The sequence below is a fragment of the Streptomyces sp. NPDC055632 genome, assembly GCF_053618675.1.
The window spans coordinates 207,476-219,592 of the sequence record NZ_JBSHHY010000006.1; the positions used below are offsets into that span (position 1 = coordinate 207,476).

Annotated in this window: 11 protein-coding genes; 5 read left to right on the forward strand and 6 right to left on the reverse strand. The window is 74.5% G+C overall.

Features of this window, described 5'->3' with window-relative positions; all coding sequences use genetic code 11:
* Positions 1–136: 136 nt before the first annotated feature.
* Positions 137–346: a hypothetical protein gene (locus ACWGSR_RS11650; RefSeq protein ID WP_376239633.1), complete on the forward strand. Its 210-nt coding sequence runs from the start codon at positions 137–139 to the stop codon at positions 344–346.
* Here the strand turns inward: ACWGSR_RS11650 and dapA are convergent.
* Positions 325–1,218, reverse strand: coding sequence for a 4-hydroxy-tetrahydrodipicolinate synthase (gene dapA / locus ACWGSR_RS11655; protein WP_453565653.1), 894 nt, complete (start codon positions 1,216–1,218; stop codon positions 325–327). The genes ACWGSR_RS11650 and dapA overlap by 22 nt on opposite strands.
* Positions 1,219–1,406: 188 nt before the next feature.
* On the opposite strand from dapA, the gene ACWGSR_RS11660 reads away from it, so the two are divergent.
* A complete protein-coding gene (locus tag ACWGSR_RS11660; protein ID WP_453565656.1) occupies positions 1,407–2,009 on the forward strand; it encodes an antibiotic biosynthesis monooxygenase in 603 nt (200 codons plus the stop codon).
* A gap of 16 nt (positions 2,010–2,025) precedes the next feature.
* Here the strand turns inward: ACWGSR_RS11660 and ACWGSR_RS11665 are convergent, their stop codons facing one another.
* On the reverse strand, positions 2,026–3,861 hold the full coding sequence (locus ACWGSR_RS11665) for an endonuclease/exonuclease/phosphatase family protein (RefSeq protein ID WP_376239627.1): 1,836 nt from the start codon (positions 3,859–3,861) through the stop codon (positions 2,026–2,028).
* 222 nt (positions 3,862–4,083) lie between these two features.
* On the opposite strand from ACWGSR_RS11665, the gene ACWGSR_RS11670 reads away from it, so the two are divergent.
* Both ACWGSR_RS11670 and ACWGSR_RS11675 read left to right on the forward strand, forming a co-directional pair.
* On the forward strand, positions 4,084–5,547 hold the full coding sequence (locus ACWGSR_RS11670) for a hypothetical protein (protein WP_376239624.1): 1,464 nt from the start codon (positions 4,084–4,086) through the stop codon (positions 5,545–5,547).
* Positions 5,548–5,813: 266 nt separating this feature from the next.
* Complete coding sequence (locus ACWGSR_RS11675) at positions 5,814–7,268, forward strand: alkaline phosphatase PhoX (protein WP_453565660.1); 1,455 nt, start codon at positions 5,814–5,816, stop codon at positions 7,266–7,268.
* Between the two features lie 56 nt (positions 7,269–7,324).
* Here ACWGSR_RS11675 and ACWGSR_RS11680 read toward each other — a convergent pair whose 3' ends face one another.
* A complete protein-coding gene (locus ACWGSR_RS11680; RefSeq protein WP_376239677.1) occupies positions 7,325–8,539 on the reverse strand; it encodes a TerD family protein in 1,215 nt (404 codons plus the stop codon).
* 45 nt (positions 8,540–8,584) lie between these two features.
* On the reverse strand, positions 8,585–8,824 hold the full coding sequence (locus ACWGSR_RS11685) for a hypothetical protein (RefSeq protein ID WP_376239675.1): 240 nt from the start codon (positions 8,822–8,824) through the stop codon (positions 8,585–8,587).
* Positions 8,825–8,879: 55 nt separating this feature from the next.
* Here ACWGSR_RS11685 and ACWGSR_RS11690 point away from each other — a divergent pair, with 55 nt between their 5' ends.
* On the forward strand, positions 8,880–9,950 hold the full coding sequence (locus ACWGSR_RS11690; RefSeq protein WP_453565663.1) for an AraC family transcriptional regulator: 1,071 nt from the start codon (positions 8,880–8,882) through the stop codon (positions 9,948–9,950).
* A 472-nt stretch (positions 9,951–10,422) separates the two neighbouring features.
* On the opposite strand, the gene ACWGSR_RS11695 is transcribed toward ACWGSR_RS11690, so the two are convergent.
* Positions 10,423–11,178 carry an SDR family oxidoreductase gene (locus tag ACWGSR_RS11695; RefSeq protein WP_376239617.1) on the reverse strand — a complete coding sequence of 252 codons (756 nt, stop codon included), beginning with the start codon at positions 11,176–11,178 and terminating at the stop codon, positions 10,423–10,425.
* Between the two features lie 169 nt (positions 11,179–11,347).
* On the reverse strand, positions 11,348–12,091 hold the full coding sequence (locus ACWGSR_RS11700) for a hypothetical protein (RefSeq protein WP_453565666.1): 744 nt from the start codon (positions 12,089–12,091) through the stop codon (positions 11,348–11,350).
* Between the last annotated feature and the right edge of the window lie 26 nt (positions 12,092–12,117).

Consider the following 12,117-nt stretch of genomic DNA (forward strand, 5'->3'; position numbering starts at 1 on the left):
GCCGCCCTCGCCCCGTCGTCGGACGGCCGGCAGGGCGGTCGGCCGTTTCCGCGGCGCGCACGGCAACCGATCCGGTGACGCTGCGTTATCAGGGCGGGGCGGAGCGCCCCGTACGCAGACGAGGCGAGGAGTCGACATGAGGACGAGGCACACGGCCACCGGGGCGTTCGCGGCGGTGGCGGTCCTGCTGTCCGCCGGAACGGCGGCGGCGGACGAGACGCACCTCCACTCGCACAACGGCCCGCACGTCTCCCTGATCTCCACCGGGCAGATCGACGACCCCCTGGAGGACGTCCTGGAGCACGCCGCGATCCTCGGCGGCACCTACAGCGCCGACTCCGCCTGATCCGCCTCCAGCAGCGCCGCGTGGAGCGCGCGCAGCCCGTCGGCCGTCTCCCGGTCGGCGGGCAGCAGGGGCTCCCGCAGCGGGCCGCCGAGGAGGGCCTTCGCGGTCACCGTGCCCGGCAGGCCCGAGGCCATCATCCGCTCGGCGAGCGGCAGCAGCCGGGCGTTGAGCCGGGCCGCTCCGGCGGTGTCGCCCGCGTCGAAGGCGTCGAGGACCGCGCGCAGCTGACGGGGCGCCACGTTCGCCACCGTGCTGACGTAGCCGGCGCCGCCCACCGCGTACAGCGGCAGGTTCAGCTCCTCGCAGCCCGAGTAGTACGCGAGCCCGGTCTCCGCGATCAGCCGGGCCGAGCCGAGCAGGTCGTACGCGCAGTCCTTCACCGCCACGATCCCCGGGTGCTGGGCGAGCCGCCGCATCGTGGCGGGCTCGACGCGGGTGCCGGTGCGGCCGGGGATGTCGTAGACCATCACCGGCAGGCCGGTCGCGTCCGCCACCTTCAGGAAGTGCGCCTCGACGGCCGCCTGCGGAGGGCGGCTGTAGTACGGGGTGACGACGAGCAGCCCGTCCGCCCCCGCCTCCTCGGCCGCGCGGGCCAGTCCGGCGGTGTGCGAGGTGTCGGCGCTGCCGACGCCCGCGAGGACCGAGGGGCCGGGGCCGACGGCCTCCCGGACGGCGCGGACCAGCGCGGTCTTCTCGGCGTCGGTGGTGGTCGGGGACTCGCCGGTGGTCCCGTTGAGGACGAGGCCGTCGCAGCCCTCCGCCACGAGCCGGACGGCGAGGGCGCCCGCCGCGTCGAGGTCGAGCGCGCCGTCGGGGGCGAACGGGGTGATCATCGCGCAGAGCGCGCGGCCGAAGGGCGGTGCGGTGGTCATGCCGGAAGTCTGGGCGGGGCGGACGCTGAAGGTCCACTTAGATCTTCTTGGCCGGAAAGGTAAGGACTGCTGAAGGGTGCGCACGCGCGCCCGGACGCCCTTGACCTCAACCATGGTTGAGGGAGGACGGTGGAGCCGTCCGGACGACACGGAGATCCGGGAAAGCCCTACGAACGGGAGACCGCCCCATGCACGCCGTCGCGCACCCCCACGCCCGCCCCGACCTCTACCGCCCCGGAGTCGGCGCCGTCCTCGTCAGCACCTGGCGGGTCGGCACGCCCGAGCGGCAGCGGGCCGCCGTCGAGGCCGTACGCAAGGCCTGGGAGGGCCGGGAGTGGCCCGACCCGGGGCTGCTCTCGTACAGCATCTACGCCGGTACCGACGGGGACACGCTGCTGCACTACTCGCAGTGGACGGGGGAGGAGGTCTACGAGGACTTCGTCCGCACCCACCGCGACGGCCGGAACGCCGAGATCGACGCGGCCGTGCCCGGCATCGAGCGGGTCGTCCTGCACCGCTATGCCCCGCCCCGCCCGGCCGGCGCGACCGGCCCGGACGCGCTGCCCGGAGCCGTCTCGGTCGTCGAGTCCGAGGGAGAGTCCGGGGGCGAGTCCGAGTCGGGGGCCGGGGGCGGGGGCGCGGTCGCCGTCGGCGGGATCGGCACCCATGTGCACCGGTCCGCCGACGGCGCCCGCGTGCTCGTGCTCACCGAGTGGGAGGACGTCCCGCCCGCCGGGCCCGCCGGCGCCCGGTGGTACACGCCCGCGCTGAGTCTCGACGCGGGCGTGTAGGGACCTGCGGGGGCGCTTACGGGCGGAAGCGCAGGACCTGCGGGTCGTGGTCGCTGTCCTGGTCGGCGAACTCCGCGTTGATGTGGACGCTGTCGTACGCGAAGTGGCGGATCCCCGGGCTGGTCAGGATCTGGTCGAGGACCTGGCTGTTGCCCTGGTACACGTACGAGTAGCGCTCGCCGCGCGGCAGCGACTTCACCGCCGGGTACAGCGCGCCGCCGTCCGTCAGCGCCTTCGTGGTGCCGGAGAACTCGAAGTCGTTGATGTCGCCGACCACCAGCACGTCGGCCTGCTTCTCGACCGCGAGGAGCTGCTTCACGAAGCCGTTGACGGCCTGGGCCTGGAGCAGGCGCTTGGCCTCGGAGGAACGGTTCGGCGGCTGGTGGTGGGAGACGATCGACTCGTCCCCGCCCTTCGAGCCGAAGTGGTTGGCGATGACGAAGACCGTACGGCCCCGGAAGACGAACTCGCCCGCGAGCGGCTTGCGGCTGTCCGCCCAGGCCGCGTTCGCCGGGTCGATCCGGCCGGGGGAGACGGTCAGCTCCGCGTGCCCCTTGCGGCCGGTGACGCCGGTCGCGGCGGTGGCGTCGCCGCCCGGGCGGTCGGTGAAGGAGACCCGCGCCGGGTTGAAGAGGAAGACCTGACGGATGTTGCCGCCGGGCTCGCCGCCGTCCTTGTTGTTCTCCGGGTCGACCGAGCGCCAGTCGTACGCCGGGCCGCCGGCGGCCACGATCGCATCGGTGAACTTCTTCACCGTCTGGGCGGCGCTCACCGTGCCGTCGTTCTTCGCGCCGTTGTCGTCCTGGATCTCCTCCAGGGCGATGACGTCGGGCGAGGCGAGGTTCTCCACGACCGCCTTGGCGAGCGCGTCGAACTTCTCCTGCGGGTCGGTCGGGTCGAGGTTCTCGACGTTGTACGTCGCCACGGCCAGCTCGTTCCCGCGCTGCCGGTCCGTGGTCTCGCGCTCCAGGCCCCGGTCCACGACCGTGCCGAGGGTACGGGCGGTCAGGGTGTAGCCGCCGTACTGGTTGAAGTCGAGCGGGCCCTCGGTGGCGCCGGCGAGCACGTCGCCCACGTTCGCCTTCGGGAACGGCTGCTGGGCGGTCGGCACCAGCGACTGGACCTGGAGACGGCCGGTGTTCTGGTCCTCGTACGAGCCGTAGACCGTGCCGCCGCGCCGGTTGGCGTTCTCCCACGGCTTCACCGTGACCCACAGCTCGGAGTACGGGTCGGTGGCGCCGACCACCCGCGAGGTGCCGATCCGGACGTTGGTGCCCTCCAGGGACTCGTAGTGGTCCAGGGCGTACTTCCGGGGCTTCAGGGTCAGGCCGTTGATCGAGCCGCCCGCGGCCGGGTCGCCCTCCGGGGCGTACGCGTTGGGGACGGACCAGGACGAGATCGTCACCGGGGCCGGCACCGGGTTGCCCTGCGAGACGACGGTGACGACGGGCTTGGAGAGCTGCGTCAGCGACTGGTTGCCGGAGGCCAGGCCGCCGGGGACGTACTCGGTGACCGTGCCGTTCACGCTCACCGCGTCGCCGACCGCGACGGTCGGGACGGAGCTGGTGAAGACGAAGAGGCCCTCGCTGGTGGCGGGGTTCGCGTCGGGGGTGGGGTCCTGGATCCAGAAGCCGCGCGAGCCGTAGGTGCGGACGCCGGTCACGATGCCCGTGACACCGGTGACCTGCTGCCCGACCAGGGGCGAGACGCGGGTCGTGCCCTGGATGTCGTGGATGCGGACGCCGGCGCCGTCCTCGGCGGACGCGCTCGCCGAACCGGCGAGCAGACCGGCGGCCAGGGCGGCGGACACGACGGCGGCGACGGCCGCGCTTCTCGGTATGGAGGAAGACATCAGGGACTCCGAGGGTGCTTGGAGGAACGGCAGATGGATCTACGCGCGTCAATCTCTTGGCAGGGCACCCCACTTGTCAAGGGTCGACGGGTGTACGAAGACTGACGGATACGTGAACCGGCGGACACCCTCCCGGATGCGTCTACGCTGGGACGGTTCTCCGAGACCACTCTCCGAGCCCCTTCCACCCGCTCACCCCGCACGCGCCGAGGAGCCCCCCAGATGTCAGCGGACCACCCCACCCTTCCCCCCGTTCGGCTGCGTGCGGACGCGGAGCTGGCGCGGGACGCCCTGGCCGCCCCCCTCCTCGCCGACGCGGCACGGCTCGCCCGCTGGGCCGGGCCCGACACCCGGGTCGACGCGGGCGGCGAACTCGTCGACGAGCAGCTCCCGGCGGCGGCCGGGGTCCTGGACCTCCCCGCCGGCGAGGAGGGCGAGTTCCGGGCGGGCGACGCCTGGCGGCTCGCGGTCGACACCGGCCTCGTGGAGGTCGAGGACGGCGAGGCGGCCGGAGCGGCCGGGGAGGAGGACGTCCCCGGGCGGGCCGCGCCCGGCGAGAACCTGGCGCTCCTCACCGGCGGTTCGCCCCGGGACGTCCTCGCGCTCTGGCTGGACGCCTTCGACACCGTCTTCGCGGACGCCGTCGCCCCCGTCCTCGACGACCTCGACGAACTCCTCGGGGAGGACGGCGAGATCGACGTCGACGCCCTCGACTGGGACCCCGAGGCCGAGGCCGAGTTCCTGGAGGGCGTGCTCGGCAACCTCTACCTGCTGACCGTCAGCGAGGGCGGGGCCGGCGAGGGCCCGGTGCCGCTGCCCGCGCTCGCCGCGTCGATGGTCGTCCCCGACGACATGGGCGAGCCCACCGACGACGTCCTGGAGCGCGTCTCCGACGCGATGATGCGGCTCGACGAGCAGTTCCGGCTGTTCGAGCCGATCGGGCTCGTCGAGTACCAGCCCCTCGACGAGGCCCTGATGGTCGAGGAGGGCGAGGAGCCCGCCGTCTCCGTCGACGACGAGGACGTCACCCGCTACGGCATGGTCCGGCTCACCCCGCTCGGCCTCTACGGCGTCCGGGCCCGGATGCTGGAGGCCGGCGTCGACGCGCCCGCCGTCGGCGACCTGGCCGACAAGGGCGCCGACGCCCTCCTCGACGGGATCGCCGGCTACCCGGAGGCCGCGGCCCGCGAGGAGACCGCCGTCTGGCTGGCCGGCCGCGACGCCCTCGGCGCGGCCCGCGAACTGCTGCACGCCGCCCGGGGCTCCGACGCGGGCTCCCCGCTCCGCCGCCTCCACTGCCAGCAGACGCTCTCCCTGGTGGGCCCGGACGCGGAGCCCGCCGTGCGGGAGGTCCTGGACGACGCGGAGCTCGGCGGCCTGGCCCGGGTCTGGCTCGCGGAGCGCGGCGCGGCGGACGTGCCCGCGCCGCCGGAGTCGATGATCTTCTGGCTGGCGATCGACACGATCGCGGCCCAGCTCGACGCGGACGGGGACCTGGAGGAGCTCCAGGAGCTGATCGAGGGCCTCACCGGGCGCCACGGCGGCTTCTTCGAGGCGGCCTGGCGGGTGGAGCACCCGGCGACGGCGGAGGTCCTGGAGGCGATGGGCCGGCTGCACCGGGACAAGGGGGCGGCGAAGGAGGCCCGCAAGGCCGCCTTCAAGGCGCGGTCGCGGGCCGGTTCCTGACGGGTGCGGCTGCTGACGCGTACGGCTGCTGACGCGTACGGCTCCCGCGCGTACGGCTGCTGACGCGTACGGCTGCTGACGCGTACGGCTCCTGACGTCTACGGCTCCCGCGCGTACGGCTTCTGGCGGTACGGCGGGAGGAGGCGCCGCCGGGCGTCCGGTGATCCCGGGCGCCCGGCGGTGTTCCGGTGGTGTTCAGGCGGTGTTCGCGGAGGCGCGGGAAGGTGGCCCGCGAGATCCGGCCACCACAGGGAGACCCCGCCACCATGCCGCTCAACCGCAGAGAGTTCACCCAGCAGTCCGCCGTCGCCGGTGCGGGGCTCGCCCTCACCGGTGTCGTCGGAGCTCTCGCCACCGCTCCCGAGGCGCTCGCGTCCGACGAGCCGCAGGCGTACGGAACCGGGCACGGACACGGTCATGACCACGGCCACGGGCACGGCCACGGCCACGCGCTCGGGTACGGGCCGCTGGTCGCCGACCCGGAGGGGATGCTCGCCCTGCCCGCCGGGTTCTCCTACCGCGTCGTCACCCACAGCGGCGTGACCCGCCTGGAGTCCGGCGAGTTCACGCCCTCCAACCACGACGGCACCGCCGCCTTCGCGGGCCCGCGCGGCACCACGTACCTGGTCAACAACCACGAGCTCAAGGGCCCCCGCTCCAAGTGGACCCACCCCGTCCCGCTCGCCGAGGGCCTCGTCTACGACCCGGCCGCGGCCGGCGGCTGCACCGTCGTCGAGGTGCACCGCGACGGCACGGTGGCCGAGTGGGTCGGCATCGCGGGCACCTCCACCAACTGCGCGGGCGGCCGCACCGCCTGGGGCACCTGGCTCACCGGCGAGGAGAACTCCGACCTCGCCGGGGTCAACGGCATGACCAGGGACCACGGGTACGTCTTCGAGGTCGACCCGCGCGACCGCCGGGCCAACCGGAACCCGAAGCCGGTCAAGGCCTTCGGCCGGTACGACCACGAGGCCGTCGTCATCGACCCCAGGCGCGGCCACGCCTACCTCACCGAGGACGCGTCCGGCCCCAACGGGCTGCTCTTCCGCTGGGTGCCGCCGAAGGGCTTCGAGCACGGGCGCGGCAGGCTCCGCACCCTCGCCGACGACGCCGGTGTCCTCCAGGCCTTCAAGTGCGTCGACTCCGGCGGCCGTTTCGTCGACGACCTCTCCCGCGCCACCCGGATCGGCACCGTCTACGGCGTGGACTGGGTCGACGTCCCCGACCGCGACGCCCGCACCACCCCCGTCCGCAAGCAGTTCGCGGCCGGGCAGGTCACCCGCGCCCGCAAGCTGGAGGGCATGTGGTGGGCGGACGGCGGCGCCTACGTCGTCTCCTCCTACGCGCGCGACGAGAGCCCGGGCGCCGCGCACGACGGCCAGGTCTGGTTCTACGACCCGAAGCGCCGCACCCTCACCCTCAAGGTGCTGCTCGGCGTGAACGCGAACCCGGACGAGGACGGCGCCTACGACGGCCCCGACAACATCACCGTCTCCCCGTACGGCGGGCTCGTCATCGCCGAGGACGGCGAAGGGGTCCAGCACCTCTTCGGCGCCACCGACTCCGGCCGCACGTACCCGATCGCCCGCAACGACCTCAACGACAGCGAGTTCACCGGCGTCGTCTTCTCGCCCGACGGCGACACGCTGTTCGCCAACATCCAGGACCCCGGGATCATGGTCGCGATCACCGGCCCCTGGCGCCGCCAGCCCCGCCGCTGAGCGCCGACAGCGGAAGGGGGCTCCCGGGAGGAATCCCGGGAGCCCCCTCCGGTCGTTCAGAGCGCCTGGGCGGCCGGCTTCACCATGCCCCGGACGGTCCGCGACTTCACGAACTCGCCCATCGCCGTCATCTCCCACTCGCCGGAGAACTGCTTGATCAGCTTGGCCATCATCACGCCGGTCTGCGGCTCGGCGGTGGTCAGGTCGAAGCGGACCAGCTCCTCGCCCGTCGCCGCGTCGAGCAGCCGGCAGTAGGCCTTGGCGACCTCGGTGAACTTCTGGCCGGAGAAGGAGTTGACCGTGAAGACGAGACCGGAGACCTCGGCGGGCAGCCGGCCCAGGTCGACGGTGATCACCTCGTCGTCGCCCGCGCCCTCGCCGGTGAGGTTGTCGCCGGAGTGCTTGACCGAGCCGTTGAGGATGGCCAGCTTGCCGAAGTAGCAGCTGTCCAGGTGGTTGCGCTGGGGTCCGTACGCGATGACGGACGCGTCCAGGTCGATGTCCTTGCCCCGGTAGGCGGGCTCCCAGCCGAGGCCCATCTTGACCTGGGAGAGCAGCGGACGGCCGCCCTTGACCAGGGACACCGTCTGGTTCTTCTGGAGGCTGACCCGGCCCTTGTCGAGGTTGATCTTGCCGGCACCGGGAGCGGGGGCGGCGGGGGCGGCCGGAGGAGCGGGCGGGGCCGGGGCTGCGACCCGGGGGTCCACCGGGGCGACGGGCGGCGCCGGGGGAGCCGGGGGAGCGGCCTGCGCGGCGGGGGCCGCGGGCGCGGCGGGCTCCTCGTCCACCGAGACGCCGAAGTCCGTCGCGATGCCGGCGAGCCCGTTCGCGTAGCCCTGGCCGACGGCGCGGGCCTTCCACGCGCCGTTGCGCAGGTAGATCTCGACGACCACGAGCGCCGTCTCCGTGGCGAGCCGCGGCGGCGTGAAGGTGGCGAGCACGCCGCCGCCGTCCGCGTCGCGGATCGTCGCCGTGGGCTCGATGCCCTGGAAGGTCTGGCCCGCGGCGTCCGGGCTCGCCGTGACGACGATCCTCTCGACGCCGGCCGGCAGGGCGCCGGTGTCGACCAGGATCGCGTCGGGCGCGGTCCCGCCGCCGGAGCGGTAGGTGACACCGGGTCCGGCCGGCTGGTTGTAGAAGATGAAGTCGTCGTCCGAGCGCACCTTGCCGTTGGCGCCGAGCAGCAGGCCCGAGACGTCGAGCCGCACCGGGGCGGCGACGTCCACCGCCACGCGCGTGGCGGTGAGAGGGATGTTCGAGCCGGGGGTCATAGCGGTCATGCCAGGGCTAACGATCCGGGCCCCTTTGCCGTTCCCTTACCTTCGCCCGGTTCGGCCACCCTGGTTACGCGGGTGGTTCGCGGCCTGCCGCTCGTTGCCGAAGCGGTACGAGCCCGTCCAGCGGGCCATGACGAGCTGGGCGTCGCCCGACTCCACCTCCGCCAGGAACTTCTCGGCGCGCCCGCCGCGCAGCACGCCCGCGGCGCGCCCCTGGTGGGTGAGGACGACGGAGCCGTCGCGCCGCCGCTCGTACGTGAATCCATGAGGTCGTGGCATGACGGGCATCCTGCCGTTCCCGGTCAGATCCGTCATATGAATATTCTTTCGACCCATGGGTGCTGTGGGGGCCGGGGGAACGACGGTGGACGCGGTCGGGTCGGCGGGGCGGGGCGAGGAAGCGGGGCGGGACGAGGGTGCGGGGCGGGAGAGGCCGGCGGGCGGGGGCTCGTTCCGTACGGGGGACGTGGACGAGGCGCGCGAGGAGCTCGACGCGCGGTACTACACGAACCGCATGGAACTCGTCGAACGCCGGTCGCGGCCCTTCGCCGCGCGCTTCGACACCGTCGTCCTCGGACCGCTGGTCATCGGCGACCTGAGCTGCGGGGCCGACGTCCGGATGAGCTTCGGGGAGCTGGGCGCCTACCACCTGAACGCCCCGCTGACCGGCACGATGGAGCTGCGCCAGGGCGGCGGCCCGCCGCTCGTCGCGACGGCCGCCGAGGCGCTGCTGCTCGACCCGGCGGGGGACACCTTCCTGGACCGCTGGAGCGGCGACTGCCGGACCCTGGCCGTGAAGATCGGGGCGGCCGCGCTGCGCGAGCGCCTCGAAAAGCTGACGGGCCGGCCCCCGCGCGGCCCGCTCGTCTTCGCGCCGCACCTGGACATCACGCGCGGCCCCGGCCTGAGCTGGGTGCGCTTCGCCCGCCAGGTCGCGTACGGGGCGCTGGCCGGGGAGGGCCTCGCCCGGCACGAACTGGTGGCCGGACCCCTCCAGGAGGCGCTGCTCAACGGGCTGCTCCTGGCCGCCGAGCACCCCTGGCGCGAGGCGCTCGACCACCCGGGGGAGGCCCGGCGCCCGGCGCCGGTCAAACGGGCGATGGACGCGGTGCGCGAGCGCCCCGAGCACCCGTTCACCACGACCGAGCTCGCCGCCCTGGCCCGGGTGAGCGTGCGCCGCCTCCAGGAGTCCTTCCGGGAGTACGTGGGGATGTCCCCGATGGCGTACGTGCGGGAGGTCCGGCTCGACCGGGTCCGCGAGGAGCTGCGGGCGGCCGCGCCGGACGAGGTGAGCGTGAGCGAGGTGGCCTGGCGCTGGGGCTTCGGGCACCAGGGCCGCTTCGCGGCGCGCTACCGCGAGAAGTACGGCGAGTCCCCGTCCCGGACGCTGCGGTCGGGGCGCTGACGGGAGCGGTGCGGGGGTGCCCGCGGTGGGGGGAGAGCGCCGACGGGAGCGGTGCGGGGGGCCCGCGGTGGGGGAGAGCGGTGCGGGGCGCCCGCGCCGGGGAGAGCCGCCGGTCCCGGCGGCGGTATCGAGCCAAAGCCGTCGTCCGGATCCGGCGGTCGGGACCGCCGTCCGCAGGCACCGGACGGGGGCGGGCCGCCGGGGGCGCGCGCTCCGGCCGGGCCGTGCTCCCGCCGCTCCGATCCGTCGCGCATTCCGGACAGGCTCCGCGTTCCGCGGCTCGCGACGATCTTCGGCCGGGCCTACGGTGAGCGGGTCCGGTCCGCCCACGCGGACGGTCACCCGGACCCGGCCGGCTCCCCCGTATCAGTCCGGCCGGGTCCTGCGTGCACCCGTGCGGTGCTTCCGTCCGCCGTGGCCCCGTGGCCCCGTGGCTCCGTGGCTCCGTACCCCCGCCCGCCGTGCCTCCGGGTCAGACCAGGCCGCCGTCGGCCCTCAGCAGCTGCCCGTTGACCCACTGGCCCTCGGGCGAGCAGAGGAAGTCCACCAGGTGCGCCGCGTCCCGCGGGGTCCCGAGGCGGCCGAGCGGGGTCTTCCGGAGGACCTCCTCCCGCAGCTCCTCCGACATCCAGCCGGTGTCCACGGGGCCGGGGTCGACGGCGTTCGCCGTGACCCCGAGGTGCGCGAGCTCGTGGGCGGCCGCCAGGGTGATGCGGTCCAGGGCGCCCTTGCTCGCCCCGTACGGGAGGTTCCCCACGGTGTGGTCGCTGGTCAGGGCGACGACGCGGCCGGTGCCGTGGGGCCCGGTGAAGCGCCGGCCGTACTCCCGGACCAGCAGCCAGGACGCGCGCGCGTTGACCGCGAAGTGGCGGTCGAAACTCTCGACCGTGGTGTCGAGGAGGCCGGAGTCGACCGACTCGCAGTGGCACAGGACGAGGGCCGTGACCGGGCGGCCGAGGCGCCGCTCGGCCGCGTCGAAGACGAGCGCGGGGGCCCCGGGATCGGCGAGGTCGGCCTCGACGGCCTCGGCGGTCGCGCCCCGGTCGGCGAGGTCGCGGAGGATCGCCGCGGTCGCGCCCCGCTCGACGCCCCACTCCATGCGCAGGTCGTAGGGGGTCCAGTGGGTGAGGACGAGGTCCCAGCCCGAGTCCGCGAGGCGCCGGGCGACGGCCGCGCCGATGCCGACGGTGCGGCCGACCCCGGTCACGAGGGCGAGGGGACGGGTCATGCGGCGGCTCTCCTTCGGTCGGTGCCGGGCGGCGGGCGCGGAGCGGTTCCCGCGCCGGGAGGGCCGCTCGCGCACGCCGGTGGGGCACGCCGTCGCACGCCGGTGGAGTCCGTTCGCGCACGCCGCCCCGCGAGACCGTGGACACGCTAGGGAGCCGCCTGACGGGGCGTCAAGGGAGTTTGTGGGAGCGCTCCTCCGCCGGAGCGGCGGACCGGCCGGCCTCCCGTCGCTCCTCCCGGCGGCGGCGCCACGCCAGGACGAAGCCGGTGCCGGCGGCGAGGGCGGGGAGGGCGGCGAGCGCCGTCAGGGAGGACAGCCAGCCGGGGGTGAGGAACGCCGTCTTGCCGCTCCTGTACTGGCAGGTCGCCTGCGGCGGGAAGAAGGAGTACTCCAGCGTCCTGGGCGGCGGGCTCCCCCAGCCCCCGCCCGCCGAGCAGGCCGACGACGGACCGGCGAGCAGCTCCCAGCCGGCCAGCGCGTACAGCAGGAGGAAGAGGGAGCCGGTCACGAGGAAGGCGGCCCCCGTGCGGCTCACCCGCTCGGCCCGGGTCCTCGGCTCCACCAGCGGGCCGCCGGGGCGCGGCTCGAACCAGTCCGCCACCAGCGCCGCGAACAGGCAGACGACCAGGATCGTCAGGGCGGCCCAGAGGAGCGCCTCCGGGACCCACGAACCCCCGAGGGAGGACACCTCACCCCGCTCGAACTCGCAGACGGTGGCCGGGGGGAACGCCTGGTCCCGGGTCCGCAGCAGCCGGCCGGGACCCTGGATCATCCCGTGGGCGCACCGCTCGTCGTACTCCAGCATGGCGAACAGGGCGAGCGCCGAGCCCACCAGCACCGCGCCGAGCGAGATCCCCACCGCGACCCACAGGCCGCCCGTCCGATAAGCGCCGTACGCACGCGTGTCTGGCATCCGCGCACCCTAGCGAACTCCGGACG

Coding starts and splice junctions, on each gene's coding strand:
- ACWGSR_RS11670 (WP_376239624.1), top strand. CDS start 4,084: ATGTCAGCGGACCACCCCACCCTTCCCCCCGTTCGGCTGCGTGCGGAC.
- ACWGSR_RS11650 (WP_376239633.1), top strand. CDS start 137: ATGAGGACGAGGCACACGGCCACCGGGGCGTTCGCGGCGGTGGCGGTC.
- ACWGSR_RS11695 (WP_376239617.1), bottom strand. CDS start 11,178: ATGACCCGTCCCCTCGCCCTCGTGACCGGGGTCGGCCGCACCGTCGGC.
- ACWGSR_RS11680 (WP_376239677.1), bottom strand. CDS start 8,539: ATGACCCCCGGCTCGAACATCCCTCTCACCGCCACGCGCGTGGCGGTG.
- ACWGSR_RS11660 (WP_453565656.1), top strand. CDS start 1,407: ATGCACGCCGTCGCGCACCCCCACGCCCGCCCCGACCTCTACCGCCCC.
- ACWGSR_RS11675 (WP_453565660.1), top strand. CDS start 5,814: ATGCCGCTCAACCGCAGAGAGTTCACCCAGCAGTCCGCCGTCGCCGGT.
- ACWGSR_RS11665 (WP_376239627.1), bottom strand. CDS start 3,861: ATGTCTTCCTCCATACCGAGAAGCGCGGCCGTCGCCGCCGTCGTGTCC.
- ACWGSR_RS11690 (WP_453565663.1), top strand. CDS start 8,880: ATGGGTGCTGTGGGGGCCGGGGGAACGACGGTGGACGCGGTCGGGTCG.
- ACWGSR_RS11700 (WP_453565666.1), bottom strand. CDS start 12,091: ATGCCAGACACGCGTGCGTACGGCGCTTATCGGACGGGCGGCCTGTGG.
- dapA (WP_453565653.1), bottom strand. CDS start 1,218: ATGACCACCGCACCGCCCTTCGGCCGCGCGCTCTGCGCGATGATCACC.
- ACWGSR_RS11685 (WP_376239675.1), bottom strand. CDS start 8,824: ATGCCACGACCTCATGGATTCACGTACGAGCGGCGGCGCGACGGCTCC.